Consider the following 17922-nt stretch of genomic DNA (forward strand, 5'->3'; position numbering starts at 1 on the left):
GTCTAGCCTAGAGCGGTGTGCCACAGCACTCTTGGTACACGCTTAGCGATCGCCCACGGGTTTGATGCCGGTTTTGCGCTCAAGAATTTCTTTGAGAATGAGGGTAACCAGCGCAAGCAACCCCAAAATAATCGCGGCAGCGTAGGCAGACTCAGTATTGTAGTTTTTGTAGGCATCTTCGATGAAGAGGGGGAGGCTTTGGGTTAAACCGGCAACGTTACCAGAAACCACCGCCACTGCGCCAAACTCCCCCATGGCACGAGCATTGGTCAGGAGCACGCCATAGAGCAGCCCCCAGCGAATATTGGGCAGGGTAACGCGCCAAAAGGTTTGCCAGTCGTTGGCTCCTAGGGTTTTGGCGGCTTCGTCTTGCTCCGTACCAATTTCCTCAAGGACAGGAATGACTTCGCGGGCAACAAAGGGAAGGCTGACAAAGGCAGTCGCTAAAACCATCCCCGGAAAGGCAAAGATAATCCGCAGATCCACAGCTTGCAGCCAACCGCCAAACCAACCGTTGCGACCATAGACCAGTACCAGCATTAAACCCGCCACAACGGGTGAAATCGAAAAGGGTAAGTCAATGATGCTCAATAGCAGGGTGCGCCCCCGAAAACGATGGCGGGCGATCGCCCACGCTGCACACAGACCAAACACGGTATTGATCGGTACCACCACCACAGCCAAAGCAAACGTCAACCACAGGGCATGGAGAAAATCTGGCTCTGTCAAGTTCTCGAGGAAGGGCATCACTCCCTTGCGAAAGGCTTGAAAGATCACATTGGCAAATGGAATCAACAGGACAAGGCTCAGGTAGGTGAGGGCGATCGCGATCAACCCCCCTTGAATCCAAGATCGGTGTTTAACGCTGTGCATAGCGGCGACCCCACGCTTGCAGGAAATTAATCACAAACAAAATACAGAGCGATACCAACAGCATCACGGTGCCAATGGTGGTGGCCGCCTCGTAGTCGTACTGCTCCAGACTTTGAAACACCAGTACCGGCGCAATGAGATCTCGAAATGGGGTATTTGAGGAAATGATGACAATGGAGCCAAACTCACCCACGGCTCGCGAAAACCCTAGGGCTACCCCTGTGAGAATGGCGGGCAACAACGGCGGCAAGATCACCCGCCAAAAGGTTTGCCAGTGGCTTGCCCCCAAAGACCAAGCGGCTTCCTCCACATCCTTTTCCATTTCAGTAAGCACTGGTTGAACGGTGCGGATCACAAAGGGCAGCGAAATAAAGAGCATGGCCACCGCTACCCCCCAGCGGCTAAAGGCGATCTTAATTCCCAAAGGAGCAAGTAGCCCGCCAATCCAGCCATTCTCGCTATAGACAGTTGCTAGGGTTAGCCCAGCAACCGCCGTGGGTAAGGCAAAGGGCAGATCCACTACCGCATCAAAGAAACGCTTGCCAGGGAACCGGTAGCGCACCAGTACCCAAGCAACGAGGGTACCAAAAATTCCATTGATCGCCGCTGTGATTAAAGCGGTCACAAACGTCACTTCGTAAGCCGATAGGGCGATCGCCCGCGTGGCCACCTGCCAAAACTTTAGCGGCCCACCCGCACTGGCATGGGTCAGCAATGCTGCGATGGGAATAAACAACATCCCGCCCAAATACAACCATGTAACTTTCCAGACCCATGGCATACGCCACAGCCACCCACAAGGCATTGCTCGATCCGTCTTAGCTGATGCAGCAGGGGTTATCACCTCAATCTTGTCCTCCCATCAATCACCTTGCCACTATGCCTGATTCTCTTGCTGGATTTGATCAAAGAGCGCACCATTGGCAAAAAATTGCCTCTGTACCGTTTCCCAGCCCCCCAAGTCCGCCACGGTAAAGAGTGTGGGCACCACTGGAAACTGTTGCTGATGCGCAGCAAGTACCGCTGCATCGATGGGGCGAAACCCATACCGAGCAAAAATCTTCTGCGCTTCTGGCGTAAACAAAAAATCAATATAGGCCTTTGCGACCTCGCGGGTGCCATGCTTATCAACATAGCGATCCACAAGGGCAATCGGATTTTGAATGAGCACATTCACCTTGGGGATGGTATAGGATAAGGCCTGCCCCTTGAGTCCAGCCAAGATCACCTCGTTTTCATAGTTAATGAGGGCATCTCCTTGGCCTTGCTTTAAAAACGCATCGGTGGCTTCGCGGCCATCCCGGGGCAGAACCGCCACATGGCGAAATGCCTCAGTCACAAATTGCCGTGCCTGGGCAGGGGTGCCCCCTACCGCAGTGACAGACCCCCAAAGCGCCAGAAAATTCCAGCGGGCTGCACCCGACGTCTTAGGATCGGCGGTGACAAAGGTCACCCCCTCTCGCGTTAAATCCTGCCATGTTTGCAGGTGTTTGGGGTTGCCTGGCCGGGTGATTAAGGCACAAACCGAGGTGGTAACAATGCTATTGTTGGGGGCTTGAGTAGCCCAGTCGCTGCGGATCAGCCCCGCTTTGGCAATGCGATCAATATCTAGTCCCAAGGAAAGATGCACAATATCTGCCTCAAGGCCATCAATCACCGCCCGCGATTGACTCCCTGAAGGCCCATAACTGGTACGGAAGCGCACCGTTTGTTGATGTTCTTTCTGCCATTTTTCTACAAACAAAGGAATAATGGCTTCATGGGCTTTTTTGGTCACCGCAAAGGAGGAAAGGGTGAGATAGACCCGTTCTGGCCTACCGTCGGGAAGCGTCTGTTGCACCTCGCAGGTCGCAAGGAGACCACTGAGGCCAAGCCCTGCCCAAAATAGGATGAACCAAGACGCTAAGCGCCGCCACCGAGTCATGGTGCTAAGACTGATCACTAATCTACGATAAATTGGTCGGAATAATGTACAACGATTATACTTGGAAGGGGAGGATTGCCAAGGCTGGCTCAAAATGTAATTTTGACTGTCTGCCATTGCACGTGGGGATAGAGGCCTTGCAACTCGTCAAGGCTAGTAAATTTCTGGCGGCGGCGACGCTCAAGAATTGCCAGCGCAGTGGCTTCATCCATGCCACCGATCTGCCGCTGCATTTGGGCGCGAGTAGCGCGGTTGATCGCAACAGTTGCCAAGGGAGCTGCAGCTACTTGAGCGGTCTGAGCAGAGTTTTGCGAATCAGTGATGGGGGCGTCCTCACCGTGACGGGGAATGCAATAGTGCAGGAAATCTCGGGCAAGGCGGCTATTAGGAAAAATAGCTTGGGCTTCTGCGAGCAGGTTCTCGACCTGTAGGGCGTTACCAGGAGCATAGCGGGCACTAAAGTGGGTGAGAAAGAGAAGTTTGACCTGAGCTAGGTAAGCCACCTGTGCCGCCATTGTTGAGGTGGAGTGGAGCCGTTCAAACGCCAACGCTGCCTCCTGGTGGGAGAATGTGGCTTCATGGATCAGGACATCGGCGTTGTGGGCTAGCTCTACGGCGCTGTCACAGAAGACTGTGTCGGTGCAATACACCAAGCTGCGTCCGGGCTGGGGGGATCACAAAGGTCTTGCCCAGCCACTTGGCGGCCATCCTCTAGGGTAATGGTTTTGCCCTGCTTGAGTTGGCCGTACAACGGTCCTGAGGGAATCCCGAGGGCTTGAGCTTTTTCAACATGGAAGCGCCCAGGGCGATCGCGCTCCGTCACTCGATAGCCAAAGGCGGGTACCCGGTGGTGCAGCAGTCGGCAGGTAACCGTAAATTCACTATCGCTAAAGACCTCCCCCGGCTCAACCGTATGCACCTGCAACTTGTAGGGCAGCCGCATCACGGACCAGCGCAAACAGCTTTCGATATAGCGATCCAGTGTGGGCGGGCCATAGACATCCACCTGAGTCACGGTGCCCCCCAAGCCCAAACTGGCGAGCAATCCCATTAAGCCAAAGATGTGATCGCCGTGCATGTGGGTAATAAAAATGCGGCGGATCTGGCTAGTACGCAAATTACTGCGCAGCAGCTGATGCTGCGTGGCCTCACCACAGTCAAACAGCCAAATTTCCTTGCGCTGGGGCAGGCGCAGAGCCACACTGGACACATTCCGCGACCGCGTTGGCACGCCTGAACTGGTGCCGAGAAACGTAACCTCCATTAGGCTGCTGGCAGCAGTTGCAGATCGTCAAAGCAAATCTTTACGGTACTGGTGGTGCCCCCTTCGTGGGTGGTCACGACCTGCTGACGCATGAGGTAGTAGTTGCCGACTGGTACATAGGTATCTTCAAATTCCATTTGCCGTACCACCTCGTTGGTTTCAGGATTGCGGAATACGGCAACATAGTTGGTGGAAATGTAGCCAGCGCCAGTATCCAGCGCCTGACGGTGAGTAATGGCAAAGGCAACCCGCCCCATCACCCGGCTGACATACACAATTTGGTTGTCGCGCACTTTGTAGTTAGACCCCATAGCGTCGCCGCTGACAAGGATTTCCACCGCACCACTGGCATCCGTTGCGCCAATACTAAAGGTATTTTTACCGTGGGCGGCCTCAAAGCTGTTGCGTTTGCGGTGAACGATCACATCCCGCAGTTGGTTGTAGAGAGACTCCCGCACTTGCTCATCGTCAATGCCCGTCACTTCAACGGTATAGTCGGCAGTTACTTTGACCTGACCCTCGTAACACTGCTCACCATCGATCAACTTTACTGTGGCCGTAAACCCCGGAAAGTGCTCGTCCCATGTATAACGATTTTCGTAAGCGGCACGAAAAAGGGCTTGGGCATCCAGCGCCGATGTCGTTGGCATGGGGAGTTCCTCAAATAACGATCGCTACTGATCTAGGATAGCTGATTCTTCCCCCCTTGACGGTTGAGTATATCTAGTGTTCACTGGGGTTAAATCACAGCATACTACACTAGATTTATGCCTCTAGTGGCGAATGCGCTGTTGTTGTTGGGCAATAATCAGTCATGGTGGCACAACTCTCGGTTCCAGTGTCTGATGTCTCCACACCTTCTAGCTATGGAATTGAGGGGGTGGTGCAGGTGTTTACCTGTTCGCAGCGACATTTTTTTACCACGGTGATGGCACAGGCGTTGCGGGTCGCTGGCCAAGGCAGTGGTGTGATCATTTGCCAATTGCTCAAGGGAGGGATTCAAACAGGGGTGGAGCACCCCGTTCAGTTGGGGCAGCATTTAACGTGGTTCCGTCCGGCCTTGGGGCGATCGCTCGGGGTGGGGGATGACCTTGCAGCGGAGGACATCACGGCGGTGCGATCGCTGTGGCAGCATGTACAAACACTGGTTCAGGAAGGGAGCTATCGCTTGCTAGTGCTGGATGAACTGAGTTTGGCGATTCAGATGGGGCTGCTCCAAGAAGCGGAGGTCTTAGACTTTTTGCAAAGCCGCCCCCGCACGCTGGATGTTATCCTAACGGGGTCTGCAATGCCGGAGTCGGTGTTGGCGATCGCCGATCAGATTACCCAACTGCGCCGCCTGGTTTAGCCGTTGGTCGGGCATCCAGCCACTCTAGCAAGTATTGGTTCACTAAATCCGGCTGCTCTTGCTGCACAAAGTGGCCACAGTGATCGAGGTAGTGAATATTAAGCGCTTTGACGTAGGCCTCGGTATTATAGGTGAGTTCCATCCCTAGAACCGGGTCTTGGCGACCCCACAGCATTTGGGTAGGAACACTAAGGTTCCCCCACTCGTGAGCCAAAATACTGGGTAACGTACCGCGGTAATAGTTCAGCATGCCAGACAGAGCGCCCCGCTGTGCCGCTGCATCTTGGTAAAGGGCAATATCCGCAGGACGGATAGCACTCTGGTTTACCGCTGCCCACTGCAACAGGTGGGCGATCGCCCCGTAGTTCCCCCATTCCAAAAGGAGTTCTGGCAGCCACGGCAGTTGAAACAGCAGCAGATAACTGCTGCGTAACCACTGATCCCAACCACTGGGCACCTGCTTGAGCACACTTGGGTGCGGACACGCCAGCACACTCAACGTCTGAATCCGGTCTGGTACTGCGTAAGCCACCCCCCAAGCCACCATGCCGCCCCAATCGTGACCTACCAAGTGGCAGCGGCGATAGCCTAACCCGTCAATGACACCCACAATATCGAGAATGAGTTCATCAAGAACATAGCTAGCTGGATCCTGCGGCTTATCACTGAGGTTATAGCCGCGCAAATCGAGAGCCACAACCTTATGGTGATCTGCAAGCTTCGGAATTTGTTGTCGCCACGAGTACCAAAATTCAGGAAAACCGTGCAGCAATAGTACGAGGTCACCCTCTCCCTGAGTCACATAGTGTAAGCGGATGCCATTCGAGACGATGAACTTGTGAATCCACGGCCCATCAAGGAGAGACATACATCAATTCCACAGTCGGCATTTACACTATACACAGCCTGCTAAAGGGGGTGGAGTACAGTGATAAAGCAATGATGCTGTTTTTAGCTAAATCGGCGGCAAGCCCCACACTGTATGTGTGAATTGTGTTGACTCAAGAGCAAGCTCAGTTTTCCCGACCAGCGCACTGGATTTGCCCCCTCGGGCTGGTTTGGGAGTCACGTCTGCGGTTTCCCGTTGCAACTTCATCAGCGTGTGGACGGTTGTTTTACTCACTTGAAACTGGGCGGCTAGTTTCCGGATAGACGTTGTTCCTGACTCATCAGACGTCACAATGCGCGTCCGTCAATCGAGAGCTAAGGCAGCCATGAACACACTCTCTTGCTGAAACACCATGAAAATAGAGTGTACCCACTTATTAAGGAATCTGCTTTATGAGCTTTATTAACCCTATTTTGAAAGCCACTGGAAAACTCAATAACTTGTGCTTGACCCTCTGTGTAGTTGGGTCACGTAAAATTTACACTGCAGACGACTTTGGAGCATCCCCGTGGCATATCTTTGCCCCCAATCTAAAAATCTATGGCATCGATGCGGATCCGGAGGCTTGCGAACAGGCAAATGCAGCCCTAGCCGCACAGAGGATCGATTGGTTTGAGCAGCATTACCCCCTTGCCTTTGGGGGAGAGGTTGGGCAATCCACACTTTACGTTACCCATGCGGTGCATTGCAGTTCGCTCTATCTCCCTAATGCTGAGTATGTGTCTCGCTTTCAGGGGTTTAGTACGGGTTTGAGCCTAGAGGCCAGCATTGAAGTTGAGACCACGACCCTAGATGAATTTGCTAAACGTGAGGCTATTGAGGCTATTGATGTGCTCAAGGTGGATGTGCAAGGGGCCGACTTAGATGTGCTGCGGGGGGGCAAAGACATTATTCACAAGAGTACGTTAGCAGTGGTGGTGGAAGTAGAATTTTCCGAGGTTTATAAGGGTCAACCGTTGTTTAGTGATATTGATCAGTATCTGCGTCAGCAGGGGTTTGTGCTTTTTGATTTAGTTACCGAGGATGCATGGTGCCGACTGCCGCGACAATTTTCGCCAGTGCGATCGCAACGGCGCGCTGGCCAGTTGCTGTGGGCCGATGCGATTTACTTCAGAGATCTGCTGCAGGATAATGCTCAGGTACAGCATTTATACTCGCCGGAGTCGCTGCTGAAGCTGGGGGCGATCGCCGATGCCTTTGAATTTCCTGATTATGCCCTAGAAATACTCACCCATTTAACCTTGAACCATGGGCAGGATCAGCGCTGGAACTGCCGCCAAGAGATTCTGTCAGCCTTGGAAAATGTCAAATCTGTCATTGAGGCTGATTTCGAAACCCTGCCAATTGTTAAGATGCTCAGCCAGCCCTGCGCCTAGGAACCCCCCAATGCTGCCAAGTTAGGATGCTTGGCGGTTCTAAGAGAAGAACTATGCTAAACTGAGGGGCTGTAAACTACTCCCAGCTAAAGCAGGGAGCTTTTAGTAGCCCTGCAGTTAGCAAGCCAACCGCGAGCCTCTGGGGTGGTTTACAACACCCCCAATCGACCGTTACCAGTGCCTTGAACAACCGTTTCTGGTGTCCGCAGTACAATTATAACCTAAAACAACTGAAGTTGCTAAAGGAGCTTTCCTCCCCGCACTGAAGTACGGGGCTTCCAGCCCTACCCGATGTGAAAATTCAATCACCCGTTCTAAAGACCTCCGTTAAGACTGTTCAAGAAAGGCACTAACTACCATGCTGCGAGCCGGAATTGTCGGACTACCCAATGTAGGCAAATCAACATTGTTCAATGCCCTTGTGGCAAATGCAAAAGCAGAGGCAGCAAATTTCCCCTTTTGTACCATTGAACCCAATGTCGGGGTGGTGGCGGTACCGGATGAACGCCTCGCAGTACTGGCAGCAATTTCCCAATCCGCCCAAGTGGTGCCCACTCGTGTTGAATTCGTGGATATTGCTGGGTTAGTAAAAGGGGCGAGCAAGGGGGAAGGTCTCGGGAATCAGTTTTTGGCCAATATTCGTGAGGTGGATGCCATCGTCCATGTGGTGCGCTGCTTTGAGGATGATGACATTGTCCATGTGGCTGGACGGGTTGATCCGGTGGAGGATATGGCCGTTATTAATTTAGAGTTAGCGCTGGCGGATTTAGCCCAGATTGAGAAGCGGATTGAGCGCACTCGCAAAGCGGCGCGATCGCAAAAAGACGCGCAGATCGAGTTAGCCGCCCTAGAGAAACTATTGATGATTCTGAATGAGGGAAAGCCAGCTCGTTTGTGTGTGCTAACCCCAGAAGAAGATGCAGCAGTTCGCTTTTTGGGGCTACTGACCCGCAAGCCGATGATTTATGCGGCCAATGTTGCTGAGCAGGATCTAGCCACAGGCAATGATTGGAGCGCCGCCGTTCAAGCCGTCGCTCAGGCAGAAGGTGCAGAGGTGGTGATTGTTTCGGCACAGGTTGAATCTGAATTGGTGGATCTGCCAGAGGAGGATCGCCAAGACTATCTAGACAGTTTAGGGGTGAGTGAAGGGGGGTTGCGATCGCTCATCCGTGCCACCTACAAGCTGCTGGGGTTACAAACCTTTTTCACCACTGGCCCCAAAGAAACCCGCGCTTGGACAGTGCCTATGGGGGCTAAAGCGCCACAGGCGGCAGGGGTTATTCACAGTGACTTCGAGCGAGGGTTTATTCGTGCCGAAACGATTAGCTACGACGACCTAGTAGCGTGTCAGTCGATGAGTGTCGCCAAGGAAAAAGGTCTAATACGCAGCGAGGGCAAGGACTATGTGGTGCAAGAGGGGGATGTGATGCTATTCCGCTTTAACGTTTAGCAACTGAGACGGCGATATAGACACCCCAAAGTACTGCCCCAATCCCCTCAGCAACTGTTCATGGTCTGAGGGTTGGCGCACTGCAACCCGAAAGTACCGCTCCCCCAGTTCAGGAAAACTGAGGCAGTCTCGAATCAACAATCGATGGTGCTCTAGGAGGTAGCGTTGTAACGGCAGAACTGATGCCTCAGTAGTCACTAAAAGAAAGTTGCCATGGCTGGGGCTGGTGATTCTCAGGGTGGGAATTTGATCAAGGGCACGTTGCAGCGCCTCTCGCGCTGGCGCTAGCCATTGCCATGTCTGCTCCTGAAACGGGCGATCGCCTAGAGCAGCCACTCCAGCCACTAGGGCAAGGGCATTCACACTCCACGGATCTCGCCACTGCTGCCAGCGGCGCAAGCGCTCCGGCTGACTAACCACATAGCCCAAGCGCAAACCCGCTAGGCTATAGAACTTAGTGAGCGATCGCAACACAATTAAGTTGGGATACTCTTTGACGTAGGGTAACACGGTTTGACTGGTGGCTGGCGGCAAAAAGTCCATAAAGGCTTCATCCACAACCACCGTTGCCCCCGTTGCCACTAGAGCCTGCACCGCCGATCGCGACCACAAATGCCCCGTTGGATTGTGGGGGTTATTGAGAATAACGGCATCCTCTGGGTGCAGCTTAGCCGCTAGGGCTTGCACATCGTGGCGCACCTGATCCAGAGGGATGGTAGCCACCGATGCGGCAAATGCCCTCAATGCCCGTCCATAATCTTGGAAGTAAGGGGTAACCAGATATACCCGCGAGCAGGCCGCACAGTCACGCCCAATCCACGTCAGTAGCTCCGCTGCTCCGTTCCCCACCAGCAGCGTATCGGGGTCAAGGGCATAGGTTGCTGCCAGTGCCTGAACAAGGGCAGTGCAGGCGGGATCAGGATAATCGCGAATAGCGCCAAGGCCATGATGCAGCGCAGCGACCACCGATGCGGGCGGCCCTAAAGGGTTCAAACTGGCAGAAAAGTCCAGTAGCTCTTCAGGGGCACACCGGGCGATCGCTGCCGCCCAAACTAAATTACCACCATGGCGCGGAGGCAAGGCACCTATTTTTTCTTCCCTTTAGCTGGCTGGGGGGCTGACGGTGCGACTTTTTCTTTGAACAGTTTGCCTGCCGAGAAGGCCGGTACCGTCGTGGCCGGAATTTGCATTTTTTCCTTGGTCTTGGGATTACGCCCTTCCCGGGCTTTACGCTCTCGGGGTTCAAAGGCACCAAACCCCACCAGCGTCACTTTATCGCCCTTGGAAACCGCTTCCATGATTTCCTCCACGGTGGCGGAGATAATGGCTTCTACTTGTTTCTTGGTCACATTGTTGGTGCTGTGGGCGCGACCAAACACCGCATCCACTAACTCAGCTTTATTCATGCAAAGACTCCAAAAAACATTAAAGATTGTTTGATTTCAGCGACAGTTGAGTAAAAGGCATGAAACCCTTGCCTATACTTGCTTTCAAGCCTCATTCTAGAACAGCAAGACTAAAACTGGAACCGTGAAACCTTTAAGATATATAGCTTTGGGGCACTTTTATGTATTAGAAATAGCTAAAACCCTTATAACGTCAGGATTTCGGCCAGATTAGCAGCCTTGGGTTTAACCTTTTATGGCAAGTTAAGAATTATTACTGATGGTGCTATCCAGTGTCTTGGCACCAAAAAAGCCCCACAGAGGCAGGGGGCTTCAAGAACTCAAACCGCTACACCTTAGGCATCGTCAAGGGCAGCAATGCCGGGTAATTCCTTACCCTCAAGAAGTTCAAGGCTCGCACCGCCACCCGTGGAAATGTGGCTCATGCGATCGGCAACACCGACTTTTTCGACTGCCGCTACAGAGTCACCCCCGCCAATAATGGTGGACACCCCTTCACCGGTCAATTCTGCGAGGTAGCGGGCGATCGCCTCAGTTCCTTTGGCAAACTGATCAAATTCAAAGACCCCCATCGGGCCATTCCAAATTACCGTTTTGCAGTCTTTTAGCGCCGCTTGGAACAGTTCAATCGAGGCAGGCCCAATGTCTAGCCCCATCCAGCCATCGGGAATGGCCTCCACGCTCACCACTTGGCTATTGGCATCCGCTGCAAAGTTGTCGGCCACTACCACATCGGTGGGCAGCAGTAACTCTACCCCCTTCTCCCGTGCCTTGGCTTCTAAGTGCTTCGCGAGATCTAACTTATCTTCTTCAACCAGCGACTTACCCACACTGAGACCGCGGGCTTTGTAGAACGTAAACACCATGCCGCCACCAATCAGCAGCTTATCCACTTTTTCCAGTAGCGATTCAATCACCCCAATTTTAGAGGACACTTTTGAGCCACCGACAATAGCGGCTAAAGGACGACGGGGATGCTCAATGGCATTTTGTAGATATTCCAGTTCTTTTTCAATTAAAAATCCGGCCACCGACGGGCTAAGGTACTGCGTGACCCCAGCGGTGGAAGCGTGGGCGCGGTGAGCCGTTCCAAAGGCATCGTTAACATACACATCGGCACAGGCCGCCAGTTGCTTGGCAAATTCGGGATCGTTTTTCTCTTCTTCGGGATGGAAGCGCACATTTTCCAACAGACACACATCGCCGTTGGCCATGGCTTGCGTGTGTGCTACCACTGCCTCGCCGATACAATCATCCAGCTTGGTAACAGGTCGGTTCAGCAGTTGCGAGAGCCGCTGTGCCACAGGCGTCAGGCGGAGTTTATCATCAACCCCCTTAGGCCGACCAAGGTGGCTGGCTAAAATGACCTTGGCACCTTTATTAATTAAATCTTGGATGGTGGGAAGGGCGGCACGGATGCGTGTATCATCCGTAATGGCACCATTGCCATCGAGGGGAACGTTAAAATCAGCTCGTACCAAGACTCGTTTCCCCGCTAAGTCTGCGGCAGATAACTGAGCAACCGATTTTTTAGACACGCTAAAGCCTCCTAACTGCGTTAAAACATGGATGATAGTACTAGGGGCATGAAAATCCCGGCCAGCGATGGAGTGAAACGTTACAGATCCCTCACCTAGCCCTCATTCTACCGAAGGGTGTGCCCCAGAAACGACTCTCAGAGGTGATACCCATGTTCAAAACGATTCTCTTCCCCATTGACCGCAGCCGTGATACCCAAGAAGCTATCCCCACGGTTGTGGAGATCGTTAAGCTCTGTCAAAGCCAGTTAGTATTACTCTCAGTGGAGGAAACCCCTGAGCCAGATGCCGAACTGGAGGCGGCGATTAGCAATTTCCTTGCATCGGCTAAGGAGGCCTTTGCGCAGCAGGGGATTGCAGCAGAAACGCTGTTGCGACGGGGGAAACCCGCCTTTGTTATCTGCGATGTTGCCGATGAGATTAACGCCAACCTCATTGTGATGGGGTGTCGCGGGACGGGGTTAACACCGGATGGGTTTCAAGAAAGTGTCAGCAACCGCGTGATTAACCTCGCACCTTGCCCTGTCTTGATTGTGCCCTAGGGAACTCTGTATTTCGCTATATTTCGGAAGTTGAATTTTCATCACAGGCTGGTCAAGGCTGGGAGTTGCCACCGATGATCAGAGTTAGTGCTTTTTGTGGTGATTGAATGCTGAATGTGCCAGATAGCCTCCCCAGGGCAGCCGATACCGTACCCACGCCCCAGCGATCGCCCGCCTTGGGCGTATATATCACCATCCACGGCCATTTTTACCAGCCCCCGCGCGAAAATCCCTACCTAAATGCTATCGAGCAGCAGCCCAGTGCCCAGCCGTTTCACGATTGGAACGAGCGGATTTATTACGAGTGCTATCGCCCCAATGCCTTTGCCCGGATTTTGAACGATCGCGGCGAAGTCATTGATATTGTGAATAATTTTGAGTATCTCAGCTTTAATATTGGTCCAACGTTGTTTAGTTGGCTAGAGCGCTACGATCTTGAAGTCTATCAGCGCATTATCGAAGCGGATCGCCTCAGTTGCCAGCGGTTGAATGGCCACGGCAACGCGATCGCCCAAGTGTATAACCACATTATTTTGCCCCTTGCCAACTATCGCGATAAATTAACTCAAATTCGCTGGGGCAAGGCCGACTTTCGGCGGCGGTTTGGGCGCGACCCCGAAGGCATGTGGCTAGCGGAAACCGCCATCGACTACGAGACGGTTGCCGCCCTGATTCAGGAAGGCATTCGCTTTACAATTTTGGCACCCTCCCAAGCCCAGCGTTGCCGCCCCATCATGGCAGAGGGAGAGGCCGACTGGCAAGAAGTGAGCGGCAGCCAAATTGATCCCACCCGACCCTATCGCTGTTATTTGCCCGGGCGCACTGGCGACTACTTAGATATTTTCTTTTATGATGGCCCAATTTCGCGGGATCTGGGGTTTAGCGACCTCCTCACTAGCTCCCAATTTTTAGCTGGCCGCCTAGGGCAAGCGGTACGGGGTGACCATCGCCCCAGCCAAATTATTGGGGTGGCCACCGATGGCGAAACCTTTGGCCACCATAAATACGGTGGCGAAAAAGCGCTTGCCTATGCCTTCAAAGTAGAGTTTCCGCAGCGAGGGTGGACGGTCACCAACTTTGCCCATTATCTGAGCCTGTTTCCCCCCACTTGGGAAGTGGAACTCAAGCCAGTTACGGCGTGGAGTTGTGCCCATGGGGTCGATCGCTGGCAAGAGAACTGTGGCTGTGGCGGCGGTGGCGGCTGGCACCAACACTGGCGGCGCCCCCTCCGGGATAGTTTGAACTGGTTACGGGATGAACTAATAGAGATCTATGAGACCCTTGGCAGCGAACTTCTGCAAGATGTCTGGGCAGCCCGTGATGCCTATATTGATCTTATTCAGGATCGCTGTGCGGACTCTATCGCCGCCTTTTTCCAACACCACCAATGCCGCCCCTTGAGCAACGGCGAGCGCATCGATGCGTTGCGCCTACTAGAGATGCAACACCATGCCCTGCTGATGTTTACCAGTTGTGGCTGGTTTTTTGATGAACTCTCTCGCCCAGAAGGGGTGCAAATTCTGCGGTATGCGGCGCGCGCCATGGAGTTGGCTGGGGATGTGGCGGGGGTGCATCTAGAGACAGAGTTTATCCGCCAGTTAGCCGCAGCCCCCAGTAATGTGCCCCAGTTTGGGGATGGTGCCACGGTTTATCACCAGCTCGTCAAAACCGCTCAGATTAGCCTGCATCAGGTGGCGGCGCATTATGCGATGAGTTCTCTGTTTAGTACCTATGCGCGCCAACACCACCTCTACTGCTACCACATTGAGCAGGCCGACTATCACCTCCAGCGCATGGGCAGCTTAACCTTAGCCATTGGTCATATTCAGCTCACCTCCACCATTACCACCGAAAGCCAGCCCTTAGTGTTTGCTGTGCTGCACCTCGGCGGCTGGGATTTTCACTGTGCTATTCAACCCTTTCAAGGGCGGCGAGCCTACACGCAGATGAAAACAGGGCTGCTGCACGCCTTGAGCCAGGGGAGTGCGGCGCGGGTGGTGATGGCCATTACCGAAGCATTTGGAGCGGTGGCCTATGGCCTTGACGATCTGTTTGCGGAGGAGCGCCATCGCTTGATGGGGGTACTGGCGCGGGAAACCCTGACCCGTTTAGATCAGCTCTATACTCAAGTTTATCGGGATAACTACGGTATTTTAATGGGGTTTCAGCGGGATGGACTGCCCGTCCCCCAAGAGCTACAGGTGGCTGCTGCGGTTGCCTTAACCCATCGTGCCATTAGCCATCTGCACGCTTTAGAGCAAGATCTCAGTGACCCGAGTGCCTTGCCCATGGCAGAGATCCACAGCCATTTGGCGGAGCTAGGAGCGATCGCCCGCGAAGCACGGCTGTTGAACTGTACCCTCAGCCTTCAGGAACAGCAGCGGTTACTAGAGCAGCAGATCTGTGCCTGCCTGCGGCACTTAGCCCATCACCTCGAGAGTGAAACCCTCAGTCAACTTAGCCCTCTGCTGCAAGACTTAGTGACCGTTGGCGGCGTGCTGGGTTTTACCCTAAACCTTGATCCAGCCCAAGAGCAGTTCTATGAATTACTCCCCCACCTCCACAGCAACCCCCATTTAACGGAGGCAGACCTGCGATCGCTGCGTGCCTTGGCAACCCGGCTCAAAGTTGATCCGCAACTCCTTGCCCCTCCTGCTTAGCGACAGGGGCGAGGCAGACCGTAGCAGGGGTAGGGATAGGGATACGGGTAAGGATAGACCAGCGGCTGGGCAAAGCCTGAGGGGACGTAAACCCGCGGGAAAAAGGTGCGCTGCTGATAGATCACAGATTGGCTAGAATCGGGCAACGGCGCAATAATGTAGGGCTGTGGGCTACCGGGCGGCTGATAAATAATGGGTGCTGTTGGGGCTGGGTTGGGCTGGCCAAAGGAGCCTAACCCCGGAAAGAACACATCCACTCCGGGTTGATTGGGAAACAGCGGCCACGCCGCACGGCTAGCAGGGGCGATCGCCACAATAGCAGCAAGGCTAGCCACGGCAAGGAAAAGGGAGCGAATCATAGACACCTCTAAAGCTGGAGGAGTGAGAGAGCTTAAGCTGGGCGACGACCACCCCCCTAAGAAAGTTCCCGCAGTACTCGACCCAATATGTCGATCATTTGATCAATGTGGGTGCGCTCTAGGATCAAGGGGGGGGAGAGGGCAATAATATCCCCCGTCACCCGGATCAGTAAGCCTGCGTCAAAGCAGCGGCACAGGGCATCATACCCGCGCACCCCCACTTGACCATCTCGTGGCGCCAGTTCAATTCCCGCCACTAAGCCTAAGTTGCGAATATCAATGACATGGGGCAGCCCGCGTAAGCGATGCACCGCCTCTTGCCAGTAGGGAGCCAACGCCGCCGCACGCGCAAAGAGGTTCTCCTGCTCGTACAGAGTCAGGGTAGCCAACGCCGCCGCGCAGGCCAGTGGATGACCAGAGTAGGTATAGCCGTGGAAAAATTCAATTTGGCCGGGTGCTCCCTGCATAAACGTGTTGTAGATGTCATCGCGCACCAGCACCGCTCCCATGGGCACAGCACCATTGGTTAATCCCTTGGCCACGGTGATTAAATCTGGGGTGACTCCAAAATACTGGCTGGCAAAAGGGGTACCTAGGCGACCAAATCCGGTAATCACTTCGTCAAAAATCAGTAAAATCCCGTGGCGATCGCAGATGGCGCGCAGACGTTCCAAGTACCCCTGAGGTGGAATCAAGACCCCCGTTGAACCCGCCACCGGTTCTACGATGACAGCCGCAATGGTGGAAGCATCGTGCAGCATCACCAGTCGCTCGAGTTCATCGGCAAGGTGCGCCCCCCATGCCGGTTGACCTCGACTAAAGGCGTTGTGCGCTAGGTTGTGGGTGTGGGGCAGATGATCCACCCCTGGCAAGAGCGAGCCAAAAAACTTGCGATTTGGAGCAATCCCCCCACTGAAATACCGCCAAACCCCACGCCATGGTAGCCCCGCTCCCGACCAATCAGCCGCTGACGGCTGCCTTCTCCCCGCAGTCGATGGTAAGCTAGGGCAATTTTGAGGGCAGTGTCCACCGCCTCAGAGCCGGAGTTAGTAAAAAAAACATGGTTGAGAGGATCGGGGGTGATGGCCTTGAGGCGTTCTGCCACCTGAAACGGTCCTGGGTGACCCATTTGAAAGGTTGGTGCAAAATCAAGGGTGGCCGCTTGCTGGGCGATCGCCGTGGCAATCTCTTGGCGACAGTGCCCCGCATTCACACACCACAGCCCCGCCGTTCCATCCAAAATTTGCCGCCGGTCAATACTGGTGTAGTACATCCCCGCTGCCGCAATCAGCAGCCGTGGTGCTTGCTTAAACTGCCGATTGGCGGTAAAGGGCATCCAGAAGGCATCGAGGGAGAGATCCGGCAACGTCGGCAGTCTCTCAAGGGGAATGGTCATAGTGGGGTTCTGTCAGTGGGGTTCAGGCCAATAATATCGCGATAGGCGGCCACAATGACGCAGGTACTTAGGGGGGCGCTCACCAGTAGCCCCACACAGCACAGGCACAGCCCCAACACATTGATGAGAACAATAGTGAGGTTGAGCAGAAAAAAGCCAAACCAATCGCGAGCGATGAGGCGACGGCTGGTTTCAAGGGCAGGCCAAAAATCAAATTTGTGCTCGACCACAAGGGGAATGGCTAGGGTATAGCACACCCCTAAATACAGCCCCGGCAGCAGAATAATTAGACCCATGAGCGCGATAACAGGCGGCCAACCATCAGGGATAGGTGGCAGTTGTTCAAGGAGGCGCAGCAACTGCTCAATATCCGCATCTGGTTCTGGAGCTTGGGCATTGGCCTGTTCCAGGATGCGTTGAACAAAGGGCAGGGAGGCAGCAATAAAGAACAATGAGGCGGTCACGACAAAAATATTGATAATCAACCCCATCACCACGTTGGTCAGGACAATGGGCAGAAAATTGTTGTTCCTAAAGGCATCAAAGAAGTTGCTAAACTCTGGACGTTGGCCATGGGCAATCTTAAAGCCAACAAAGTAGTACCCAGCCAATAACAACCCAGAAATAATTCCGTTGACAATGGGACCTACCCCAGGCACATTACTGAGGGCACCACTAATGAGAGCCGACAGCAGCAGAAAGCCAATGTAGCCCCCTGCATTGGCGGTAAAAATTTGCCAGCCATCGCCAATATACTGACTAATGCGCACCCGATAGCGCCGGTTGGCGATCGCCTCTGGTGTATGCTCTGATTCACTAAACATCCCCATCTCCCCACAATGGTTTTCCTCCAGCCTAGCGATCGCCGTGGAGCCGTTCAATGGCTGAGGGGCCACT

15 protein-coding genes and 2 pseudogenes are annotated in these 17922 nt (G+C 53.9%); 5 read left to right on the forward strand and 12 right to left on the reverse strand.

Annotated features, from left to right (window positions below; translation table 11 throughout):
- Positions 1 to 42 precede the first annotated feature (42 nt).
- From cysW to BRW62_RS06030, 5 genes and pseudogenes are all read right to left on the reverse strand, one after another.
- Positions 43 to 873, reverse strand: a complete 831-nt coding sequence (gene cysW / locus BRW62_RS06010) for a sulfate ABC transporter permease subunit CysW (protein WP_099798690.1) — start codon at positions 871 to 873, stop codon at positions 43 to 45.
- Positions 860 to 1678, reverse strand: coding sequence for a sulfate ABC transporter permease subunit CysT (gene cysT, locus BRW62_RS06015; RefSeq protein WP_099798691.1), 819 nt, complete (start codon positions 1676 to 1678; stop codon positions 860 to 862). The genes cysW and cysT overlap by 14 nt, the downstream gene beginning before the upstream one ends.
- A 72-nt stretch (positions 1679 to 1750) precedes the next feature.
- Positions 1751 to 2797 carry a sulfate ABC transporter substrate-binding protein gene (locus BRW62_RS06020; protein WP_099798692.1) on the reverse strand — a complete coding sequence of 349 codons (1047 nt, stop codon included), beginning with the start codon at positions 2795 to 2797 and terminating at the stop codon, positions 1751 to 1753.
- Between the two features lie 89 nt (positions 2798 to 2886).
- Positions 2887 to 4061 (reverse strand): annotated as a pseudogene (gene rnz / locus BRW62_RS15150) (ribonuclease Z).
- Positions 4061 to 4711 (reverse strand): DUF3386 domain-containing protein, encoded by a 651-nt coding sequence (locus BRW62_RS06030; RefSeq protein ID WP_099798693.1) that lies wholly within the window; start codon positions 4709 to 4711, stop codon positions 4061 to 4063. The pseudogene rnz and the gene BRW62_RS06030 overlap by 1 nt, the downstream one beginning before the upstream one ends.
- A 164-nt stretch (positions 4712 to 4875) precedes the next feature.
- Here BRW62_RS06030 and BRW62_RS06035 point away from each other — a divergent pair, with 164 nt between their 5' ends.
- Complete coding sequence (locus tag BRW62_RS06035; protein ID WP_099798694.1) at positions 4876 to 5409, forward strand: P-loop NTPase family protein; 534 nt, start codon at positions 4876 to 4878, stop codon at positions 5407 to 5409.
- Here BRW62_RS06035 and BRW62_RS06040 read toward each other — a convergent pair.
- Complete coding sequence (locus tag BRW62_RS06040; RefSeq protein ID WP_099798695.1) at positions 5384 to 6277, reverse strand: alpha/beta fold hydrolase; 894 nt, start codon at positions 6275 to 6277, stop codon at positions 5384 to 5386. The genes BRW62_RS06035 and BRW62_RS06040 overlap by 26 nt on opposite strands.
- Before the next feature lie 413 nt (positions 6278 to 6690).
- On the opposite strand from BRW62_RS06040, the gene BRW62_RS06045 reads away from it, so the two are divergent.
- On the forward strand, positions 6691 to 7674 hold the full coding sequence (locus tag BRW62_RS06045; RefSeq protein WP_099798696.1) for an FkbM family methyltransferase: 984 nt from the start codon (positions 6691 to 6693) through the stop codon (positions 7672 to 7674).
- A gap of 358 nt (positions 7675 to 8032) precedes the next feature.
- The gene (gene ychF / locus BRW62_RS06050; RefSeq protein WP_099798697.1) at positions 8033 to 9124 is read left to right on the forward strand and encodes a redox-regulated ATPase YchF; all 1092 of its coding nucleotides are present in this window, start codon (positions 8033 to 8035) and stop codon (positions 9122 to 9124) included.
- Here the strand turns inward: ychF and cobD are convergent.
- The 3 genes from cobD to BRW62_RS06065 all read right to left on the reverse strand — a co-directional run bounded on the left by cobD (position 9104) and on the right by BRW62_RS06065 (position 12068).
- Entirely contained in the window at positions 9104 to 10204 is a 1101-nt protein-coding gene (cobD, locus tag BRW62_RS06055) for a threonine-phosphate decarboxylase CobD (protein WP_099798698.1), read from the reverse strand. The two genes, ychF and cobD, sit on opposite strands and share 21 nt — an antisense overlap.
- A 5-nt stretch (positions 10205 to 10209) precedes the next feature.
- Entirely contained in the window at positions 10210 to 10530 is a 321-nt protein-coding gene (locus BRW62_RS06060; protein WP_099798699.1) for an HU family DNA-binding protein, read from the reverse strand.
- Positions 10531 to 10865: 335 nt separating this feature from the next.
- Complete coding sequence (locus BRW62_RS06065; RefSeq protein WP_099798700.1) at positions 10866 to 12068, reverse strand: phosphoglycerate kinase; 1203 nt, start codon at positions 12066 to 12068, stop codon at positions 10866 to 10868.
- A 152-nt stretch (positions 12069 to 12220) separates the two neighbouring features.
- Between BRW62_RS06065 and BRW62_RS06070 the strand changes: the two genes are divergently transcribed.
- Positions 12221 to 12610 carry a universal stress protein gene (locus tag BRW62_RS06070; protein WP_099798701.1) on the forward strand — a complete coding sequence of 130 codons (390 nt, stop codon included), beginning with the start codon at positions 12221 to 12223 and terminating at the stop codon, positions 12608 to 12610.
- A 107-nt stretch (positions 12611 to 12717) separates the two neighbouring features.
- Positions 12718 to 15270, forward strand: a complete 2553-nt coding sequence (locus BRW62_RS06075) for a DUF3536 domain-containing protein (protein ID WP_099798702.1) — start codon at positions 12718 to 12720, stop codon at positions 15268 to 15270.
- Here BRW62_RS06075 and BRW62_RS06080 read toward each other — a convergent pair.
- From BRW62_RS06080 to BRW62_RS06090, 3 genes and pseudogenes are all read right to left on the reverse strand, one after another.
- Positions 15267 to 15629 (reverse strand): hypothetical protein, encoded by a 363-nt coding sequence (locus BRW62_RS06080; protein ID WP_099798703.1) that lies wholly within the window; start codon positions 15627 to 15629, stop codon positions 15267 to 15269. The genes BRW62_RS06075 and BRW62_RS06080 overlap by 4 nt on opposite strands.
- A gap of 56 nt (positions 15630 to 15685) precedes the next feature.
- Positions 15686 to 17025 (reverse strand): annotated as a pseudogene (locus BRW62_RS15155) (aminotransferase class III-fold pyridoxal phosphate-dependent enzyme).
- Positions 17022 to 17921 carry a DUF2189 domain-containing protein gene (locus BRW62_RS06090; protein WP_198406192.1) on the reverse strand — a complete coding sequence of 300 codons (900 nt, stop codon included), beginning with the start codon at positions 17919 to 17921 and terminating at the stop codon, positions 17022 to 17024. Before BRW62_RS06090 ends, BRW62_RS15155 begins: the two are co-directional and overlap by 4 nt.
- Position 17922: the final 1 nt, after the last annotated feature.

Source organism: Thermostichus lividus PCC 6715, from assembly GCF_002754935.1.
GTDB classification, from domain to species: Bacteria; Cyanobacteriota; Cyanobacteriia; order Thermosynechococcales; family Thermosynechococcaceae; genus Thermosynechococcus; species Thermosynechococcus lividus.

What these genes read in the sequence shown, in the direction of transcription:
- cysW (WP_099798690.1), bottom strand. Translation starts at nt 873, where the DNA reads ATGCACAGCGTTAAACACCGATCTTGGATTCAAGGGGGGTTGATCGCG.
- cysT (WP_099798691.1), bottom strand. Translation starts at nt 1,678, where the DNA reads ATGCCTTGTGGGTGGCTGTGGCGTATGCCATGGGTCTGGAAAGTTACA.
- BRW62_RS06020 (WP_099798692.1), bottom strand. Translation starts at nt 2,797, where the DNA reads ATGACTCGGTGGCGGCGCTTAGCGTCTTGGTTCATCCTATTTTGGGCA.
- BRW62_RS06030 (WP_099798693.1), bottom strand. Translation starts at nt 4,711, where the DNA reads ATGCCAACGACATCGGCGCTGGATGCCCAAGCCCTTTTTCGTGCCGCT.
- BRW62_RS06035 (WP_099798694.1), top strand. Translation starts at nt 4,876, where the DNA reads ATGGTGGCACAACTCTCGGTTCCAGTGTCTGATGTCTCCACACCTTCT.
- BRW62_RS06040 (WP_099798695.1), bottom strand. Translation starts at nt 6,277, where the DNA reads ATGTCTCTCCTTGATGGGCCGTGGATTCACAAGTTCATCGTCTCGAAT.
- BRW62_RS06045 (WP_099798696.1), top strand. Translation starts at nt 6,691, where the DNA reads ATGAGCTTTATTAACCCTATTTTGAAAGCCACTGGAAAACTCAATAAC.
- ychF (WP_099798697.1), top strand. Translation starts at nt 8,033, where the DNA reads ATGCTGCGAGCCGGAATTGTCGGACTACCCAATGTAGGCAAATCAACA.
- BRW62_RS06060 (WP_099798699.1), bottom strand. Translation starts at nt 10,530, where the DNA reads ATGAATAAAGCTGAGTTAGTGGATGCGGTGTTTGGTCGCGCCCACAGC.
- BRW62_RS06070 (WP_099798701.1), top strand. Translation starts at nt 12,221, where the DNA reads ATGTTCAAAACGATTCTCTTCCCCATTGACCGCAGCCGTGATACCCAA.
- BRW62_RS06075 (WP_099798702.1), top strand. Translation starts at nt 12,718, where the DNA reads ATGCTGAATGTGCCAGATAGCCTCCCCAGGGCAGCCGATACCGTACCC.
- BRW62_RS06080 (WP_099798703.1), bottom strand. Translation starts at nt 15,629, where the DNA reads ATGATTCGCTCCCTTTTCCTTGCCGTGGCTAGCCTTGCTGCTATTGTG.